Raw genomic sequence first — 17950 nt, 5'->3', positions numbered from 1 at the left:
GGGAGAAAACATGCGCATTCCCTACAATGGAGTTGTCAGAGAAGGCAAGGGGGAATGCGGCATGAACCAGCTTTCCGTTCCGGTAGGAGGAAATGCGAAACCATATACAGCAACAGCAGCAACGGCCAGGGAGCGCTCGCAAAAACGGAGCGTTTCCTGGAGAAAAAGAGCGGGCATCGTGCTTGTCGCGATGCTGGTGGCGGCGATTCTGGCCCCGCTGTTGCTCACCTGGGCAGGAAACCTGTGGATTGACGAGCAGAAGCTGGCGGCTGTCCAGCATCCGGCAAAGGGCGTCTACGTCAAGCTGGATGAGATGCCCGACTACGTGTGGAAGGCGTTTGTCGCGATTGAGGACCATCGCTATATGCAACATCCCGGGGTGGACCCGTACGGTCTGGCCCGCGCGATCTGGGTAGATGTGCGGGAAGGCGCCTACGTGCAGGGCGGAAGCACGATCACGATGCAATTGGCCCGCAACCTGTTTTTGACCCATGACAAAACGATGGGCAGAAAAATCAAGGAAATGGCGATCGCCTTGCAACTGGAGCAGCGCTACAGCAAAAAAGAACTGCTGGAAATGTACCTGAACGTCATCTACTTCGGGCATGGGCACTACGGCATCGGCGAAGCGGCCGAGTTTTACTTCGGCAAGCCGGTCGCAGCGCCGGGCGTTGGCGCCTCCACCTCGCTGACCATGGGAGAAACCGCGATTCTCGCTTCTTTGCCGAAAGCGCCGGAGGCCTACTCGCCCGTAAAGCATTGGGAAAAGGCCAAAGCGCGTCAGCAGGTGGTGCTGGACCGAATGGCCGAACTGCACGTCATCGACCAGGAGACGCTCAAGCAGGCGAAGCAGGAGCAAGTCGTGGTCAAGGCACAGAGCGGGCTGAAGCCAGCTTTGAAGCAGTAACAAGCGAAGAGTGTCCTCTGTCGATAGGGCAGGGGACTTTTTTCGTTTGGGTCAAAAGCGGGCTGACAGGTTGTGAAACAGACCTTGCGCGCAACGCCATGCTGTCCGCTTCCGGCGCATGACGGCGTGGGGTATGCTGCCAGTCGGTTCGGATGGGGTGACGCGGTGCATGACGCTGATGGAGCGTCACGGATTGCAAGGGAGGCGTTGCATGCGCTGCTCGAGCGGACAAAAGTCGCACGGCGACGCAGTACACGCTCCATCGACATCAATCGCCACGGGCCTGTGATACCATCCCGGACAGCCTGTGCACTCACCCAAGCGCCACGCGCTGCATAAGGTAAAGTGAGGAACTACAGGAAGGAGGCCAGAACGTCATGAGTGCGTATCCTTACCAACCCCAGTCGGGATCGAACACCCCTTCGATGTCGACGTTGATCGACCCGTTTCTGTATCAAACCTTGCTCGGCGTGGTACAGCGTGATGTCGTCATTCAAACGACCCAGGGAAACCTCCGTGGCAACGTCGTCAACGTCATGCCGGATCACGTGGCTTTGCGCGTGGGCGGCTCTACGTTTTTGGTGCGCATCCAGCAAATCGTCTGGGTCATGCCGGGTTAATGGCATGATACAACCCTGCCCCGACATAAAACAGTAAAGGTAGGAGTATGACGGGGGAGGGAATCGCGTTGTTTACACGGATCAATAGATTGGCTATCGAGCTTCCGGAGCCGGAATACGGAGACGCCAACGCCGCTGCGGCCGTCCAGGAGCTATTGGGCGGTCGTTTTGGCGAGATGTCGACATTGAACAACTACTTGTACCAATCGTTCAATTTTCGCGGCAAGCGCAAGCTGAAGCCGTTTTACGACCTCGTCGCAAGCATTACGGCGGAAGAGGTAGGACACGTCGAACTGGTGTCCAATGCGATCAATTTGTGCATGAAAGGCATTACCCGGCCAGGTGATCCGGATACGACACCGCTGTCCAACGGCTTGAACAAACGCAATACGTATCATTTCATTGCTTCGGCACAGACTGCGCTGCCCGGGGATTCCATGGGAAAATCGTGGACGGGTGATTACGTTTTCACCAGCGGCAACCTCGTCCTCGATCTGTTGCACAACTTTTTCCTCGAATGCGGGGCGCGGACGCACAAGATGAGGGTGTACCAGATGACCGATCACCCGACGGCGAGAGCCATGATCGGCTACTTGCTGGTCAGAGGCGGCGTGCACATCGTCGCCTACGCCAAAGCGCTGGAAATCGCCACAGGGGTAGACCTGACGAAAATGCTCCCCATCCCCGATCTCGACAATGACCAGTTTGACGCCACCCATCCGTACATTGCCATGGGGCTGAACCGCAAGCTGTTTACGTTCAGCTATCAGGATTACCAGGATATCGCCTTGATCTGGCGCGGTCCATTGCCGGACGGCGGCACAGCCGAGGTCATTCAGGGCGTTCCCGATGGCGGCCCGGTTCCAGACCTCGATGAGTTGCCGGAGGAGTTTGCGCCGGGCGTGTCGCGCGAAGATTTTATCGAGATTGCCAAACGTCTGCAACGATCAGCCGGGTTGTAGGAGCACAGGAGCATGAACGGCACAGAAAGCAAAACGACCAATCAGCTATGGCGCAGGGGCGAAAGCTGATTGGTCATGTTTGTTTGTTCGCATTGTCAGGTCGTGCGGTTGACCGCTTTTTCCAGCGCGTCTTCCAGGACGTGGGCGTACTGCATCGTCGTTTCGATTTTCGAGTGCCCAAGCTGGGCTTGCAACTGATGCGGGTCCGGGTTCAGCCGCAAAAACTGCGTGGCGAAGCTGTGGCGCAGCTTATGTACGGACAAATCGGGAATCCCGAACGCTTTCGCATATTTTTTGACCAGCTTTTGCACGGAGCGGATTTCGATGCGGTGGCCGTGTGGCTTCGTTGGCGATACGGCGAGGAAAACGGCCGTTTCTTGCGGGGCAGGATGGTATTTGTCGCGCAAGGCAAGGTAACGGGCCAAATGCTCCTTGCCCCAGTCGCTGAAAAAGGGAGCGTCCTCTTTTTTTCCTTTGCGCACCATTTTCAGTTGGTTTTTTTCCATCACGATGTCGGACAAGTCCAGACTGACGATCTCGGAGACGCGAAAGCCGCCGGAGAGGATCAGCGCGATCATGGCGGTATCGCGGTCGCGGTTTTGCAGGTGGTACTGCCGCTTCTTTTCGGTGTTGCAGTGGGCCAAATAGCCGTTGTAAACGAAGTCGACAAACTGGTAAATTTCCTCGTCGATCAAAATTTTTGCGCGGATGGCGTGAGCGCGGGCCAGCGGCGTCAGCTCAGTCGCATCCAGCTCGATTTTTGCCAGCACATTGCGCTTCAAATACGCGTCGCCGTTTTCATCTTCAGCCAGCGCAGCCAAATAATGAAACAACGACTTCAAGCTGGAAATTTTTCGGCTGATCGTCCGGTCGCTGTACTCTTTTTTCGCGCTGCGCGTCGGGTTGGTGAGCAGGGCGGAGCGCTCGTACAAGTGCGACTCCTGCAAATATAAGATGTAGCTTTCCACCGTCTCCTTTTTCAGCTCGTTCAAGTCGGAGAGGGACACGTCCTTGATGTCTGTTGCCGTGGTCAAGCCTTCGGTCATCATCCAGCGAAAGAAAAAGGCGATGTCGCGCAAATAGCCAAGCAAGGTGGAAGGCGAGCTTTTTTTCGTTTTTTTGTGGTCGATAAATTTTTCTACATACCAGGGAAACGATCCGACTGTCTGGAGCAACTGCAAGGCATCCCGCTGTTTGGTTACGGACATGTGATCCACCACCCGTCATTTTTGTAATCGTTGTGTACGAACATATATTCTAGCAAAAAGGCAACGTTCTGGGAATTGCAAATTGCGCTATTTACAGTCATGATGGGAAGCAGGTATAGTAGGAAGGTGTTTAAAACGTAATGATTACGATTTTTTGGCTGGGAGGGATGTAGAGTGGCTACATGGGATTTGTCGCGGACGCGCCACCATGTTTTGCTCTGCAATGGCGGAAGCTGTATGCGCAGCGGGGGAGAAGAGGTCACCGTTGCGATTCGGGAAGCGATTGCGGAGGCGGGCCTGGATGATTACGTACATACAAGCCGGACGCGCTGCAACGGACGATGTGAGGATGCTTGTGTCGTGATCGTCTATCCGGAAGGCATCTGGTACCAGAACGTGACGCCAGAAGATGCGGGGCTGTTGGTCGATCAGCATTTTCGCCTGGGGCAGCCGGTCGAGTCGCTGATGACCCATCGGTTTCAAGGCGACGGCTTTGTCCGCACGTCGGACTGCAAGCCAGGCATTCTCAAATCGGAAAAAGTCAAAAAGTAGTCCAGGGCCGCGCTCCGTCTGATAAAGGGGGCGTGGTTTTTTTGTTCTTATCCAGTAGTCGTGCAACATAGCGGGACTTCGAGTGTAGGGGGAAAGCAAGCGTTGGGCCTTTGGGGACAGAGGTTTTTAGCGATTGCTTGGCGATTTGGTGCAGCTAAGGTGGTTTATATTTAGGCGAGAATGAGGTTTTTGTTACGGGCTGCGGGGATCAAGGCGGACTGGCAGCTTGGAATACGGTTGATCGTCGCGATAGTGGTGGGAGGAAACAGGAGAAAGCGCTACAGGTACTTGGGCCTCTAGCGGGGGAGCGGGAACTGTCCGCCTCCGGTGAAAAAGGAAAACCGCGTCAAAAGTAGAGGATTCAAAAGAAGTAGGTTCACGTTGACGCTTAAAAGCGTGTTTTCCTTTTTCCCCTCCTGCTCGGTAGGAGTCCCAAAGACCATCCCCCTTAGCCCCTGACGAGGAAAGAGACGAAATCCGCGAAAGCTCTTTGGGTTCCCAACCGAGGCTCCGGGAAAAAAGCGAAACACGCTTTTAGCGTCCAACTCTGAGAGGCTACCTGAATCAACCACTTTTGGACGCGGTTTCGCTTTTTCCCCGGAGCCGGGCAGTGATACCCCCAGCAGGGAGCCCAAGAAGCTACAGCGATTTCGTCTCTTTCCTCGCCACACCAAAGCCCCGATGAAGGAGGCTTTTAAAAGCCAAAGGCCCCACAACGTCATTTTCGAATCATCATGCCACGACACCACACAGCCAAATTTTCTAAGCCGCCGGGATCATCGCCGCTGTTTTGTCTAAGATCGCAGCAAAAGGAGAACTTATGAAAGAGCGCATTAGGCATTTTTGGTGAAAGCGCCGCCATTTATGTCTTTGTCATATGGACATTTCGAGTAAATGGTGGTAACCTATCAGTAAATAAGGTTGATTTCATGCGATTTATACAAGAAAAATATGTCCGCATAGGGTGTACATTTGTTTTCGTGGAAATTACTTCCCCGATCGGACAGGTGTAAGGCCCGATGGCTGGATGCTGGAGGGATTCTCGTTGGCGAGCAAAACATTGGAGCACTTTTTACATGAAAATCTGGCTGATTTGAAAAGCAAAGGTCTGTACAACGTCATCGATCCTTTGCAAAGCGCAAACGGCCCTGTCATCACCATTGCGGGAAAAGAACTGATTAACCTGTCCTCGAACAACTACCTGGGACTGGCGACAGACCAGCGCCTGGTAGATGCCGCGATTGCCGCTGCGCAAAAATACGGAGTCGGGGCAGGAGCGGTGCGCACCATCAATGGTACGCTCGATCTGCACGTGAAGCTGGAAGAAAAACTCGCTGCCTTCAAACATACAGAAGCAGCTATCGCTTATCAGTCCGGCTTTAACTGCAACATGGCAGCCATCTCTGCCGTCATGGACAAGGACGATGCGATTTTGTCCGACGAACTGAACCACGCTTCGATTATCGACGGCTGCCGTCTCTCGCGTGCGCAAATTATTCGCTTCAACCACTCGGACATCGACGACCTGCGCGCCAAAGCGAAGGAAGCAAAAGAGTCCGGCAAATATAAAAAACTGATGGTCATTACGGACGGCGTATTCTCGATGGACGGCGATATCGCCAAACTGCCGGAAATCGTGGAGGTTGCCGAAGAATTTGACCTCATCACCTATGTAGACGATGCCCACGGCTCGGGTGTGCTTGGCAAAGGCGCTGGAACCGTCAAACACTTTGGCTTGTCTGACAAAATCGACTTCCAGATCGGTACGCTCTCCAAAGCGATCGGGGTAGTCGGCGGCTACGTGGCAGGACGCCAGGAGCTGATCGACTGGCTCAAAGTGCGCAGCAGACCGTTCCTGTTCTCGACGGCGCTGACGCCAGCAGATGTGGCGGCTTGCATTACCGCTATTGACATTTTGACAAGCAGCACCGAACTGCACGACAAACTGTGGGATAACGGCCACTACCTGAAAAAAGGCTTGAAGGAGCTTGGCTTCAACATCGGGGACAGCGAAACACCGATCACGCCTTGCATCATCGGCGACGAACAAAAGACGCAGGAATTCAGCAAACGCCTGTACGAAGAAGGTGTGTACGCCAAGGCAATCGTCTTCCCGACCGTGCCAAAAGGAACAGGTCGCGTGCGCAACATGCCGACGGCTGCCCACACCAAGGAAATGCTGGATCGCGCCCTTGGCATCTATGAAAAAGTTGGGAAAGAAATGGGGATCCTGTCATGAAAAAGATTTTAGTAACGGGAGCATTGGGACAAATCGGCTCGGAGCTCATCATGAAGCTGCGCGAAGTGTACGGAGCCGATCAGGTTGTCGCGACCGACATCCGCAAAAAAGAAGACGATCCTGTGGTACAGTCCGGGCCATTTGAGATTTTGGATGTCACAGACGGAAACCGCATGTTCGAGCTGGCAAAAGCACACAAGGTAGATACGATCATGCATCTTGCTGCGCTGCTGTCGGCTACAGCCGAAGCGAAGCCGCTGCTCGCCTGGAACCTGAACATGGGCGGGCTGGTCAATGCGCTGGAGGCTGCGCGCGAGCTGAACTGCCAGTTTTTCACCCCAAGCTCCATCGGCGCTTTTGGGCCTTCCACGCCGAAAGACAACACGCCGCAAGACACGATTCAACGCCCGACGACGATGTACGGGGTGAACAAAGTGTCCGGCGAGCTGCTGTGCGATTACTACTATCAAAAATTCGGCGTAGACACCCGTGGCGTTCGTTTTCCTGGCCTGATCTCGTACGTGGCTCCTCCAGGCGGAGGCACGACCGACTATGCGGTTGACATCTACTACAAGGCGATTCAGGAAGGCGCGTACACGTCCTACATCGGCAAAGGCACGTACATGGACATGATGTACATGCCAGACGCCTTGAACGCGATCATCACCTTGATGGAAGCCGACGCCTCCAAGCTGATTCACCGCAACGCGTTCAACGTAACGGCAATGAGCATCGAGCCTGAAGATGTAGCGGCTGCCATCCGCAAGCACATTCCGGAGTTCACCCTCTCCTACGAGGTAGACCCGGTGCGCCAGGCGATCGCGGACAGTTGGCCAAACTCGATCGACGCGACCGCCGCCATGAACGAATGGGGCTTCAAAGCAGAGTACGATCTGGACAAAATGACCGAAGACATGCTCGCCAAACTGCGGGGAAAGCTGCTGCAGCAAGTCGGCTAAACGAATAGCATCACACACGAGACGAAACCGTCGCTTTGCGCAATGTGCAAAGCGACGGTTTTTTTGTACAGATAAGGCATTGATAAGATTGTTCCAGTATAAGGGCAACGAAGGCTCGCCAAGCCATTGGCGCAGCGAATTTTTCTAATGAAACCGCCATGAAGTCGTCCCCAATAGAGCAGTAGCAGGACTGTCGCCACTGGCGAAAGCAGCTCGAACGAAAGCCAATGGTCAAGCAAGCGAGAAATAACCCATGGAACACCTCCGAAGCGAGACGATCTCGTTACGATAACATACGAAGCAAACGCAAAAAGGATCGGTTCTGTGACAGAGCAGATCGCAGGCGGGCATGATTCCAGACCGTTTGAGAAGCGGCCTCCGTGAATCTCGATTGCCGATCAGCAAAACGATATTGCATTGCAGCGCGCGTTCTTTTATAGTTGTAATATCTATTACTACTAAAAAGGAGTAGCTATGGAACCGTTACTGGACAAGTTTGAGGAAATCGGTTTTTCCAAAAATGAAGCGAAGGTGTACATGACGCTGCTGAAGGAGCCGCTTTTAAACGGGTACGAGATCAGCAAAAAAAGTGCCGTGCCGCGCTCGATGGTGTATGCGGTCATTGCCAAGCTGGTGAGCAAGCAGGCGATTGTCGAGCTGCGGACGGAGCCGCCGACTTATCGTCCCGTGCCGATCAAAGAGCTGATGACCAACCTGAAAAAGCAGCACGAACAAACGATTGACTATTTGGAGCAAGTGCTGCAAGTCATTGAAAAGCCGGTCGAGGTTCATGTCATCCAGCATATGGAGGAGCGGGCGAACATCTTGGCTGCCATGCAGAGCTTGCTGCGCTCGGCAAAAGAAGAGGTGTGGCTGTCGGCGTGGGAAGAGGAGCTGGACGAATTGCGCGAGGCTTCCGAGGAAGCGGCTGCCCAAGGAGTCAGAATGTTTTCGCTGCTGTTTGCCGACCAGGAAACGCCTTCGTTCGGGCACGCCTTCTATCACCGCCAGGACTCGTCCTCGATTGAGCGGCAGAGGATGGGCCAAAGGCTGACGATTGTCATTCAGGACGACAAAGAGGTGCTGATCGGCAGCTTTTTGGACGGGCGAGTGCCGCAGGCCATTCAGACGACCGACCCGATGCTGATTTTGCTGGCGAAGGAATACATCCGCCACGACATGGTGCTCAAGGTCGTGAGCGCCAAGCTGGGCAACGAATCGCTGGATTCCTTGTGGCAAGGCGACGATTTGCTGACGTACATCGTCCACAACATCAAAAAATAGGCACAGCGGAGCTACAGAGAGGAAAGGGTGGAGAAAGCATGGTGGAGTATCGTTTTTTGACCGAAGCAAACAAGGAAGAGCTCGAGGCAGTGAAGCAACTGTTTCGCGAATATACGGAATCGCTCGGACTCGATCTCGGCTTTCAAGATTTTGAAGCAGAGTGCAAGGCGCTGCCCGGCAAGTACGCAGCACCAGATGGCGCCCTGCTCCTCGCCTTGGTAGACGGGGAGGCGGCGGGCTGCATTGCCGTGCGCAAAAGCGACGAGCGGATTTGCGAGATGAAGCGGCTGTACGTCCGCGATCGGTATCGCGGCTTGAAAATCGGGAAAACGCTGGTCCAGATGATTATCGAAAAAGCGGAGCAGCTTTCGTACGACTACATGCGGCTCGATACGTTGGCAAGGATGACCAGCGCGCAGGCGCTGTACCGCGCTTTCGGATTTTATGAAATAGAGCCGTACATCTTCAATCCGCTCGACGGCGCCATTTTTATGGAGCGAAAATTGCGCTAGGCAGCGCATGCCACAAAAGCCGAATGCCTCCGCAGTGCCAGGGAGGGAGTTTGGCTTTTGCTTTGGCGTTCGGCATTGCCCACCACGCTACCAGTACAGCGAGATAGCAAAAACGCCTCCGCAGCGTCTTCGGACAGCGGAGGCGTTTCGTTCGATTTTGTGGCCGTTCCAGCAGCAAGCGTTCAGGACAGCTTTGCCCGCACCTGCTTGAGCTTGATCGCGTTGGCGATCGCGGTCCACATGTCGGTTGACTCGGAGCCGACGTACCAATACGCCAGTCCCGGGATTTGCCACTCCAGACTCGCCTGGACCTTGAGTCCCATGGAGCGGCTTTCTTCCAGCCAGATCGTATGGGTTACGCCTTGCTTTTGGTAGGTCGAGCGGTATTGTCCAATGCTCGCATCCCAGACCGTGCTTGCCCTGTACTGGGAGAGCAACTGGTAGGAGGCAGGAATCGTCAGGTCTGTCGATTGCAGGCTGCCTTTTGCCTGATACCAGTCGCGGGTATAGAGCGGCAGGCCGACAATCAGCTTCTGGGCCGGAACTTTGTCCAACAGGTCGACGATCACTTTTTTCAACCATGGCAGCGAGGCTACTGAGCCTGCTTTCGGGCCACCCACCCAATGTTCCTCGTAGGCCATGACTACCAAATAGTCCGCAGATTTCGCCAGTTTGGCAAAGTCGTAAGGTTCACTCCAATCGGTTTTGGTATCGGGTGGAATGTCGACGGAGACGACAGCGCCTTTGGCGTGCAGGGCAGCCGACAGCTCCTGGATGAACAGGGTGAAGTTGTTGCGGTCGGCCGGGGAAAAGCCTTCAAAGTCGACGTTGATCCCGTCCAGTTGGTACTTGTCCACGTAGGCGGACAGCTTCTGGACGATGGCCTTCCGCTTTGCCGCATCCGCAAGCGCGGCATGCGTGGCGGCGGAGTCGAAGCGGTTCCCGAACAGCGGCCATACCTGCTTGCCGTTTGCATGTGCCCAGTGGATCAGGGCCGCGTCGGACAAGTCGCTGACCGTGCCGTCTTTTTGCAGGAAGTACCAGCGCGGCGACAAGGTGTTGACACCGCTTTTCTTGACCTGCGCGATAAACTCGTCGGTCGTGGACTGGTATTGCCAGCCGAGCGAAATCAGCGGCTTGGCCGCCGTGCTTTGCGTCTTCAGCTCATCTGAAATGCGCTGCAAAATCACGGCCGTCTCTTCACGCGACAGCGCTTTTTGCGGGCGGAAGCTGCCTTGGTAGCCGACGAGCCATTTTTTCTGGATCGCTTTGGCGACAGAAGCTTTTGCCCAGCCGGAGACAGAAGCGGCATCTTGCACGGCCGGCGTCGCCTGTGCCGAAACGTTTTGCTCCAGGGCGCGCACCAAAAACGCGGCGGCTTCCTCGCGGGAGATCGTGCGCTTCGGCCCGAACGCCGTAGGACTGATCCCGTTGGCGATGCCGAGCGCAGCCGCAGCCTGTACGGACCCGTACGCCCACGAATTTTTCGGGACATCGGCATAAGCCGCGATATTGCCCGCCACAGGCTGGATGCCGAGCGTCCGCGTGAGCATCGCGACGAACTCGGCGCGCGTCACCGGCCGCGTCGGATGGAAGTACCCGTTTTCATCCCCCGCGATCACGCCTGCCTTCTGCAAGGAGCGAATTTGCTCTTTGGCGTAGCTGTTGGCAATATCCTTCAGGCTGTTCGTAGATGCCGTGGACGCGGGAACCCCGACGGCCAGCGTGAGGCAGTATGTCAGAAATGCCAGAGAAACCAACCAAATATGTATGTTTTGTTTTTTCATCATACATCCAGTATAAGGAGGCAGAACCAATCTTTCATTGGTCATTTTTTGGTAAGAGTGGGGGAATGGCTGGACGGGACACACATCAAGATCAACGAAAGAGTGTTGGATATCAGGTCGGAAAAGTACGACAAGAGAACGATGGAGTAGGTGAGGCAAGCTTTTCGAATGTGCCAAGCCATACTAGGTTGGGTGAAGCTTTTTCGATCATGGCGGTGCGGTCAAGCAGGCAAGGGGACGGAACGGGTATGCAAAGCAAACACGGAAAATGATTTGGGGGGAATTCCAATATGGTATGATAAGATTGAAACGTGAGAGAAACAAAAAGCGAGGCGGAAGAGAAATGGAAGACGTACTGATTATCGGCGGAGGTCCTTGTGGTCTGGCGGCAGCGATCTCCTGCAAAAGAGCGGGACTCGATCCGCTCATCATCGAAAAAGGATCGCTCGTACATTCGATATATCGCTATCCGACGTACATGGTGTTCCACAGCACACCGGATTTGCTGGAGATTGGCGGCATTCCTTTTGCCACCGCCAACGAAAAGCCGACGAGACAGGAAGCGCTCAATTACTATCGGCTGGTAGCTTCCCGCGAAAATCTGCGGGTTCATGTTTACGAAACGGTGACCGAAGCGAAGCGGACGGAGGATGGCTTTCAGGTTGCGACGACAGACCGCTTTGCCAAGACGCATCTGTATCAGGCGAAGAAGCTAATCATTGCCACCGGCTACTTTGACAATCCGAACCGGTTGAACGTGCCAGGCGAAGACTTGCCGAAAGTCTCGTCCTTTTACAAGGAAGCGCACCCATACGCGGGATTGAAAGTCGCCATCGTCGGCGGAAACAACTCTGCTGTCGATGCCGCGATGGAGCTGGAACGGGCGGGGGCGCAGGTGACGGTGATTTGCCGCAGAACCGAGCTGTCCGACAAAGTGAAGGCGTGGACCCGGCCTGTCTTCGAGAGCCTGGTCAAAAAAGGGCGCATCCAGATGTTTTTCGGAGCCACTGTCGCTTCGATTGAAGAGCGCGCCATCCACGTCAACACAGCGGAAGGGCTGGTCACGCTTGCAAACGACCACGTGTTTGCCCTGATCGGCTATCGGCCTGACCGGACGTTTCTGCATTCGCTCGGGGTGCACACCGATGAGGAGACGGGCGTTCCGCAGCACGATCCGGAGACGATGGAGACGAACGTTCCCGGCCTCTACATAGCGGGAGTGATTGCGGCGGGCCACCACGCCAATGCCATTTTCATCGAAAACGGCAGATTTCATGGAGAAGGGATTGCCCGCCACATCGTCTCGCAAGGAAACGTTTAGGTTTTGTCTAGCTCTAGAACTTCCACTCCAACTGTCTGCCGCCAATGAGGTGGTAGTGCAGGTGGAAAACCGTTTGCTGCCCATGCTGTCCGATGTTTGTCACGACGCGGAAGCCTGGCTCGGTTACTTCCATGATTTCGGCTACCTTTTGCAACGACAGATGCAGGTGGCCGATCAGCTCCTTGTCCTCAGGCTCGATGGCCATGACCGACTGGATATGCTTTTTCGGGATCATCAGGACATGTACGGGTGCGACAGGGTTAATGTCGTGAAAAGCCAGCACATGCTCGTCCTCGTACACTTTTTTGGAAGGAATATCCCCGTTTACGATTTTGCAAAAAATGCAGTCCATTTGCTTCTTCATCCTTTCTCAATCAATCGAAGGTATAAAGCCTACTTCGGCATGGAAGTAGGCTTTACCTGTTTGGGCGGGGGAAGTTTTTGGATGGGGGTGACTTCGGATTTTCAACAGAAACGAAAGGCGTTCGTTTTGGCTGAAACGGCAGCGCGCTGGCTGGCGGACATGCTGGGAACATGGATATATTCAATTCAAGCTATACAACTTAGAAAAGGAAATGCTGCACTATCTCGTGGCAACAAATCATTACAAGGAATCAGACACAATGGAAATAAAAGCAAAATATTCCAAAATGCCTACCTACTCGGTGGATGCCGTGTTCAAGGATGAACCAAATGTGACCTACAATTACACCTTGTATGATGGAAAAGAGTGGTTTCAACTGGGGCCAAGCGATGGAGAAATTGAGGGGAATCAAGACAAATACAAGCATATTGATACAAAAAGATTGCAAGGAACAGAGTAGGAGCCAATCCACGTCAAGAATGTCGGCGAAGTCAGGAGATTATCCTTACAGGGGGACGCTCTCCCTCCACTTGCGGGTTTTCGCAAAACGACATCTTTACGAAAAGCGCATCGGGATGACGTCCAATCGATTGGGAAAAATAATAGAAAGACGAGGAGACTGGCAGCGGAGTCGGAGGCAGTCTTTTCAAAATCATGGCCTCTTTCCTCGTGCGAATGGGGCCTTCTTTCATTCATTGGGGAAATGGTCTGGCAGGGACATCCATCCTAGCTTTTCCCACCAAGGATCACTTGCTTTCTTTCCGAAAAATTTCCTGTTTGGCTCCGAGCGCTGGCTGATAGTAAAGTAATTCTACTATAGCGAAACTCAAGAAGCTTGTTTCGAAAAGCGGCAAAGCTCACCTGCGAGATCGGCCGATCACTTTGGAGGCGAGAGAGCCTTGCCTTTCCTTTACTGGCAAGGCTCATCGGTGCAGTTCGCTCAGGCTTCTTATGAAAAACTCCGCTCCAAAAACCCCAACACCTCCTGCCACGAATGCTCGGAAGCGTGCGCATTGTTTTTCGGCGTTCCGCCGTTCAGTTGCGTCCGCGTGGTGGGGATATACGGAAAACGAATGCTGTGCCCCGTATCCGCGTAGCGCAGATGAACGACGGGGTGGGCAAACTGATTGGCTTTCAGACGTTCGACCATCCGTTCGCAATGCTCGGCGGCGGGCCACCAGTGATCGTCGTCGGCAGACAGCAACAGAATCGGGCCGTTGATCTTTTCCACGGGAATTTCTGCGTCTTCGAGCCACTCGCAGGCACGCCAGGCCGCTTTGTGGATTTGGTCGATGCGCCGGCCGGCATCCAGCCGTTCGCGGGACTCCTGGCATTGCGCCTCGGTCCAGGTGACAAACGGGAGCGGTTCTCCGCGAAACGACCAGGAGGACTGCGGCGAAAACGTTTCCGCGTCCGTGAACGCCCGGTCTGTGCCGATGTTGACCGTGGAGCTGGGGCTGGACGCGATGACAGCGCGGATGTCCGGTTCGAGCGACGCGGTGACCAGCGCCAGCTCGGCGCCTTTGGAGCGGCCGAAAACGGCGATTTGCCCGGGATGCACCGTAGACTGCCGTTTCAGCCACTGGACGGCGCGCTGTACATATTCGATCGGGATTTGCTGGATGTCTGTCGGCAAGTCATCGCATTGAAAATAGGCGAGCGCCAGCGCCGGATAGCCGTGAGAGGCGAACAGGGCGGCAAACTGGGAGCAGGAGCCGATTCCGCCTTCGCTGCCGCCGAGCACGAGCACGGCAGGACGCGGTTCTGGGTGAGGCTTGCTGAAAAAGAGGCCGACCAAGCCGTCCTCCCTGACTTTTTGGATGGAAACGTCGCGTGAGACGAAGATGCGCTTGACGACAGCCTTGGCGACAGGCTTTTGTTTCACCTCTGCCGTCAGGTGAATCTCTGTGGAGCGTGGGGTAAACTGAAAGTCTTCGAGGGAATACGAGCTGTAATAGCGGAGCGTCTGCACGTTCATCGACCAGAACAGTCCCATGGGGTCAATGCCTTCGTACGTGCCGAACAGAGGCGCCTGGGACACAAGATCGACAAAGCCGTTCTCGTCTGCCTGGAAAATGGCATGGGAAGAGGCCGACATCTCTCCGCCCGGCAAACCGTTCGTCATGGTGGCATGAAGCGTGATTAATTGATGCGGCATAAAACCGCTTAGTGTAATATGGACAGGTACATCGAGTAAGGCCGTTGCTGGTGAGACATCAATCTGTGGATGCATCATGCAGGCAACACTCCCCATTGAAAATATGGAATCTGATAACAACGTAAATTATAGTAGAATTCACAAATGCGCCACAGGCGGAAATGTGACGGAACGGTTAACTTGACTTCCAAACAGGGATGTAACTATAATCATTACAACGAAAGGGTGACCGACATGAAAATCAGCAGCCGTTTCTCGATTGCGGTTCATATTTTATCTCTGCTCTCCATTGATGCAAATGCTCACCATACATCGGAATGGATCGCCGGCAGCGTGAACACCAATCCGGTTATTATCCGCCGCGTGCTCGGACAACTGAAAAAAGCAGGGCTTGTACACGTCCGGGCCGGGGCGGGCGGCGCAACGCTTGCGAAAGAGCTGGAGCAAATCACATTGCTGGACGTATATCGCGCCGTCGAGGTCGTGGAGGAAGGCCAGCTTTTTCACATCCACGAGCAGCCGAACCCTGCCTGTCCGGTCGGAGCCAATATCCAGTTCGTCCTGGAGCTGATTTTGCATCGCGCGCAGCATGCGATGGAAGCGATTTTGCAGAGCGTAACGATGCACGAGCTGGTCACGGACTTGCGGGAAAAAATGACGGAGCAAGCCCGGTAAGCAATCCGCCATGGCTCGTCCAGGTGAGCCGAAGAAAACGCGGTGTACGGTATAGGAGCGGGACAAAGGGCAGTACTAGCAAGTTCCCGTATCCAAAAGGGCAAAAGGGCGGCAGACGATGACGCAAAACACGCTTCGTCCGCCCGGCTTCTCCTGCGAGAGAAGCCGGGAACAGCGGACAGGATTCAGGCTAGAAATGGCGAAAAATAATGGATATAATAAAAGTATTCAAAAAGCTGCGAAAAAGCCGACAACGGCGTCGGTGCAAGCTTGACATTTTGGTGAGCAGTTGGCACGTCCATTCTCTTTGATGGGAGGTGGAGTATTGCGTCATCGTTATCGAATTATCATCATAGACGACGACCCCATCACGCGAATGGACCTGGTCGAGATGTTGCAGGAACAAGGCTACAACGTTGTGGCTGACGGGAAAAACGGCGAAGAAGCCGTTTCTCTGACGCAACTGTGGGACCCGCACCTCATCATCATGGATGTAAAAATGCCTGTCATGGATGGATTGACGGCTACCGGGATTATCAAAGGGCAATCGGACGCTTCCATTTTGCTGCTGACGGCGTACAGTCAAAAAGACTTGGTAGCGAAAGCGAAGACAAAAGGCGTCTGCGCCTACCTGGTCAAGCCCGTCATGGAGGAAGAGCTGCTGCCCGCAGTAGAGACGATCCTGTTGGAAAAACAAAGTTCGCTGGAAAAGTGAATCGCAACAAAAGCAATGGCGCTTGAACGAAGACGGACTGCCGTCTCCTTTTTCAAGCGTCTTTTTGACGTATAAGAGCGAGAAAAAAAGCGCAAAGGAGCGCTCGAACAACTACCGCTTCTATCCCCACCAGGCAAATTTTGGGTCACATCATCTGCATGGCCGCGATTGCTCAACGACGAGCTGGTCCCGCACGAGTTTTTTCCGGGGAGAAACGCGAAAAAGCAGGATGACCGTTTTCGCTCCCATTGTGCCGGGCGGGCAGGAAAGCAAGGAAGCCCTACCAAAGAAAGCGAGTGAAGCGAGATGAAATTGGCATGCGTCATCCGTAAAGAACATTACCAGTTCACATCCGTTCGCGATGTATTGGCGAAAGCGAGCGAAGAGAAGTCTGGCGACCAGATGAGCAAAATTGCAGCCAACTCCGCACTGGAGCGGATGGCGGCCAAAGTCGTCCTGAGCGAGATGCAGCTCAAGGACATCTACGAAAATCCGGTGATTCCGTACGAAAAAGACGAAGTCACCCGCATCATTTACGACGATTTGAATTTGTCGATCTACAACGAAATCAAAAACTGGACGGTCGGGGAGCTGCGCGAGTACATTTTGTCCTTTTCGACAGGCATGCCGGAGCTTACCCGGATCAGCCGCGGCTTGACCAGTGAAATGATTGCCGCGACCGCCAAGCTGATGTCGAGCATTGACCTGGTGATGGCTTCGCAAAAAATGAGGCACCAGGCGTACTGCAACACGCTCATCGGCGAGCCGGGCAGACTGGCGTTCCGGTGCCAGCCGAACCACCCGATTGACGATCCGGAGGGCATTCTCGCTTCGATGAAGGAAGGTCTGTCCTACGGCTCCGGCGATGCCGTCATCGGGATCAACCCGAACAACGACTCGGTTGAAAGCGTTACCAAACTGCTCAAGATGTCCCACGATTTCATGCAAAAATGGGAGATCCCGACGCAAAACTGCGTCCTCGCCCACATTACCACCCAGATGCAAGCATTGCGCGGCGGAGCGCCGATCTCCTTGATGTTCCAGAGCCTGGCTGGCTCGCAGCGGGCGAATGAAGCGTTTGGCGTCTCCAAAGATTTGCTGGACGAAGCGATGGAGTTGATGCTGCGAAAAGGCACGGCTTCGGGGCCGAACGTGATGTACTTTGAAACCGGGCAAGGCTCGGAGGTGTCGCTGGACTCGCACGAAGGCGTGGACATGCAGACGCTGGAGGCGCGTACGTACGGCTTTTGCCGCCACTGGAAGCCGTTCATGGTCAACAACGTCTCCGGGTTCATCGGGCCGGAAACGCTGTACGACGGCAGACAGATGATCCGTGCCGACCTGGAGGATTTGTTCATGGGCAAGCTGCACGGTTTGCCGATGGGAATTGCCCCTACCTACACGAACCACATGTACGCGGACCAAAACGACCAGGAAATTGCCGGGATGCTGACGACGCTTGCCGGAGCGAATTTTTACATGGGCGTGCCCGGCGGCGACGACGTCATGCTGAGCTATCAGGATACGAGCTACCACGACGATGCCAGCTACCGCGAGCTTTTGGGCCTGCGCCCGTTGCGCGAATTTGAAAAATGGCTGGAAAAAATGGGACTGATGGAAAACGGACGGCTGACAGAGCGGGCAGGCGATTTATCGGTTTTCGACTAACGAGCGGGGAGGGCACACA

General features: G+C 54.5%; 17 protein-coding genes. 13 read left to right on the top strand and 4 right to left on the bottom strand.

The window, feature by feature from the left end; all coding sequences use genetic code 11:
• Nucleotides 1-61: 61 nt before the first annotated feature.
• The 3 genes from AC3WJN_RS08360 (at nt 62) to AC3WJN_RS08350 (ending at nt 2489) form a co-directional block, all read left to right on the top strand.
• Entirely contained in the window at nt 62-907 is an 846-nt protein-coding gene (locus AC3WJN_RS08360; RefSeq protein ID WP_051998912.1) for a transglycosylase domain-containing protein, read from the top strand.
• A 377-nt stretch (nt 908-1284) separates the two neighbouring features.
• Nucleotides 1285-1527 (top strand): YuzF family protein, encoded by a 243-nt coding sequence (locus AC3WJN_RS08355; RefSeq protein WP_005833474.1) that lies wholly within the window; start codon nt 1285-1287, stop codon nt 1525-1527.
• A gap of 68 nt (nt 1528-1595) precedes the next feature.
• On the top strand, nt 1596-2489 hold the full coding sequence (locus tag AC3WJN_RS08350) for a manganese catalase family protein (RefSeq protein WP_005833473.1): 894 nt from the start codon (nt 1596-1598) through the stop codon (nt 2487-2489).
• A 95-nt stretch (nt 2490-2584) separates the two neighbouring features.
• On the opposite strand, the gene xerS is transcribed toward AC3WJN_RS08350, so the two are convergent.
• Nucleotides 2585-3697, bottom strand: a complete 1113-nt coding sequence (gene xerS, locus AC3WJN_RS08345; protein ID WP_005833472.1) for a tyrosine recombinase XerS — start codon at nt 3695-3697, stop codon at nt 2585-2587.
• Between the two features lie 174 nt (nt 3698-3871).
• On the opposite strand from xerS, the gene AC3WJN_RS08340 reads away from it, so the two are divergent.
• From AC3WJN_RS08340 to AC3WJN_RS08320, 5 genes are all read left to right on the top strand, one after another.
• Nucleotides 3872-4249 (top strand): (2Fe-2S) ferredoxin domain-containing protein, encoded by a 378-nt coding sequence (locus AC3WJN_RS08340; RefSeq protein WP_005833471.1) that lies wholly within the window; start codon nt 3872-3874, stop codon nt 4247-4249.
• Nucleotides 4250-5276: 1027 nt separating this feature from the next.
• A complete protein-coding gene (locus AC3WJN_RS08335) occupies nt 5277-6488 on the top strand; it encodes a glycine C-acetyltransferase (RefSeq protein ID WP_007783508.1) in 1212 nt (403 codons plus the stop codon).
• Nucleotides 6485-7447 carry an L-threonine 3-dehydrogenase gene (locus AC3WJN_RS08330; RefSeq protein ID WP_007783510.1) on the top strand — a complete coding sequence of 321 codons (963 nt, stop codon included), beginning with the start codon at nt 6485-6487 and terminating at the stop codon, nt 7445-7447. Before AC3WJN_RS08335 ends, AC3WJN_RS08330 begins: the two co-directional genes overlap by 4 nt.
• Nucleotides 7448-7921: 474 nt before the next feature.
• Nucleotides 7922-8731: a TrmB family transcriptional regulator gene (locus AC3WJN_RS08325; protein WP_007783515.1), complete on the top strand. Its 810-nt coding sequence runs from the start codon at nt 7922-7924 to the stop codon at nt 8729-8731.
• Between the two features lie 38 nt (nt 8732-8769).
• Entirely contained in the window at nt 8770-9243 is a 474-nt protein-coding gene (locus AC3WJN_RS08320) for a GNAT family N-acetyltransferase (protein ID WP_005836525.1), read from the top strand.
• A 182-nt stretch (nt 9244-9425) separates the two neighbouring features.
• Here AC3WJN_RS08320 and AC3WJN_RS08315 read toward each other — a convergent pair whose 3' ends face one another.
• Nucleotides 9426-11030 (bottom strand): S-layer homology domain-containing protein, encoded by a 1605-nt coding sequence (locus AC3WJN_RS08315; protein WP_007783518.1) that lies wholly within the window; start codon nt 11028-11030, stop codon nt 9426-9428.
• A gap of 343 nt (nt 11031-11373) precedes the next feature.
• Between AC3WJN_RS08315 and AC3WJN_RS08310 the strand changes: the two genes are divergently transcribed.
• A complete protein-coding gene (locus AC3WJN_RS08310; protein WP_007783520.1) occupies nt 11374-12351 on the top strand; it encodes a YpdA family putative bacillithiol disulfide reductase in 978 nt (325 codons plus the stop codon).
• A 13-nt stretch (nt 12352-12364) separates the two neighbouring features.
• Here the strand turns inward: AC3WJN_RS08310 and AC3WJN_RS08305 are convergent, their stop codons facing one another.
• Nucleotides 12365-12703 carry a histidine triad nucleotide-binding protein gene (locus AC3WJN_RS08305; RefSeq protein WP_005836518.1) on the bottom strand — a complete coding sequence of 113 codons (339 nt, stop codon included), beginning with the start codon at nt 12701-12703 and terminating at the stop codon, nt 12365-12367.
• A 109-nt stretch (nt 12704-12812) separates the two neighbouring features.
• On the opposite strand from AC3WJN_RS08305, the gene AC3WJN_RS08300 reads away from it, so the two are divergent.
• Nucleotides 12813-13175, top strand: a complete 363-nt coding sequence (locus AC3WJN_RS08300) for a DUF3139 domain-containing protein (protein WP_309478737.1) — start codon at nt 12813-12815, stop codon at nt 13173-13175.
• A 489-nt stretch (nt 13176-13664) separates the two neighbouring features.
• On the opposite strand, the gene AC3WJN_RS08295 is transcribed toward AC3WJN_RS08300, so the two are convergent.
• The gene (locus AC3WJN_RS08295; RefSeq protein ID WP_007783523.1) at nt 13665-14951 is read right to left on the bottom strand and encodes an acyl-CoA thioesterase/bile acid-CoA:amino acid N-acyltransferase family protein; all 1287 of its coding nucleotides are present in this window, start codon (nt 14949-14951) and stop codon (nt 13665-13667) included.
• Nucleotides 14952-15107: 156 nt separating this feature from the next.
• Here AC3WJN_RS08295 and AC3WJN_RS08290 point away from each other — a divergent pair, with 156 nt between their 5' ends.
• The 3 genes from AC3WJN_RS08290 (at nt 15108) to AC3WJN_RS08280 (ending at nt 17931) form a co-directional block, all read left to right on the top strand.
• Nucleotides 15108-15548: an Rrf2 family transcriptional regulator gene (locus tag AC3WJN_RS08290; RefSeq protein ID WP_005836512.1), complete on the top strand. Its 441-nt coding sequence runs from the start codon at nt 15108-15110 to the stop codon at nt 15546-15548.
• Nucleotides 15549-15873: 325 nt separating this feature from the next.
• Nucleotides 15874-16263 (top strand): response regulator, encoded by a 390-nt coding sequence (locus AC3WJN_RS08285; protein WP_005836508.1) that lies wholly within the window; start codon nt 15874-15876, stop codon nt 16261-16263.
• 306 nt (nt 16264-16569) lie between these two features.
• Nucleotides 16570-17931, top strand: coding sequence for an ethanolamine ammonia-lyase subunit EutB (locus AC3WJN_RS08280; protein ID WP_007783529.1), 1362 nt, complete (start codon nt 16570-16572; stop codon nt 17929-17931).
• Nucleotides 17932-17950 lie beyond the last annotated feature (19 nt).

The sequence above is a fragment of the Brevibacillus sp. FW306-2-1A-C05A genome, assembly GCF_058781555.1.
This window is presented reverse-complemented; position numbering and strand designations above follow the sequence as displayed.

What these genes read in the sequence shown, in the direction of transcription:
- AC3WJN_RS08360 (WP_051998912.1), top strand. Translation starts at nt 62, where the DNA reads ATGAACCAGCTTTCCGTTCCGGTAGGAGGAAATGCGAAACCATATACA.
- AC3WJN_RS08355 (WP_005833474.1), top strand. Translation starts at nt 1,285, where the DNA reads ATGAGTGCGTATCCTTACCAACCCCAGTCGGGATCGAACACCCCTTCG.
- xerS (WP_005833472.1), bottom strand. Translation starts at nt 3,697, where the DNA reads ATGTCCGTAACCAAACAGCGGGATGCCTTGCAGTTGCTCCAGACAGTC.
- AC3WJN_RS08335 (WP_007783508.1), top strand. Translation starts at nt 5,277, where the DNA reads ATGCTGGAGGGATTCTCGTTGGCGAGCAAAACATTGGAGCACTTTTTA.
- AC3WJN_RS08330 (WP_007783510.1), top strand. Translation starts at nt 6,485, where the DNA reads ATGAAAAAGATTTTAGTAACGGGAGCATTGGGACAAATCGGCTCGGAG.
- AC3WJN_RS08325 (WP_007783515.1), top strand. Translation starts at nt 7,922, where the DNA reads ATGGAACCGTTACTGGACAAGTTTGAGGAAATCGGTTTTTCCAAAAAT.
- AC3WJN_RS08320 (WP_005836525.1), top strand. Translation starts at nt 8,770, where the DNA reads ATGGTGGAGTATCGTTTTTTGACCGAAGCAAACAAGGAAGAGCTCGAG.
- AC3WJN_RS08315 (WP_007783518.1), bottom strand. Translation starts at nt 11,030, where the DNA reads ATGAAAAAACAAAACATACATATTTGGTTGGTTTCTCTGGCATTTCTG.
- AC3WJN_RS08310 (WP_007783520.1), top strand. Translation starts at nt 11,374, where the DNA reads ATGGAAGACGTACTGATTATCGGCGGAGGTCCTTGTGGTCTGGCGGCA.
- AC3WJN_RS08305 (WP_005836518.1), bottom strand. Translation starts at nt 12,703, where the DNA reads ATGGACTGCATTTTTTGCAAAATCGTAAACGGGGATATTCCTTCCAAA.
- AC3WJN_RS08295 (WP_007783523.1), bottom strand. Translation starts at nt 14,951, where the DNA reads ATGATGCATCCACAGATTGATGTCTCACCAGCAACGGCCTTACTCGAT.
- AC3WJN_RS08290 (WP_005836512.1), top strand. Translation starts at nt 15,108, where the DNA reads ATGAAAATCAGCAGCCGTTTCTCGATTGCGGTTCATATTTTATCTCTG.
- AC3WJN_RS08280 (WP_007783529.1), top strand. Translation starts at nt 16,570, where the DNA reads ATGAAATTGGCATGCGTCATCCGTAAAGAACATTACCAGTTCACATCC.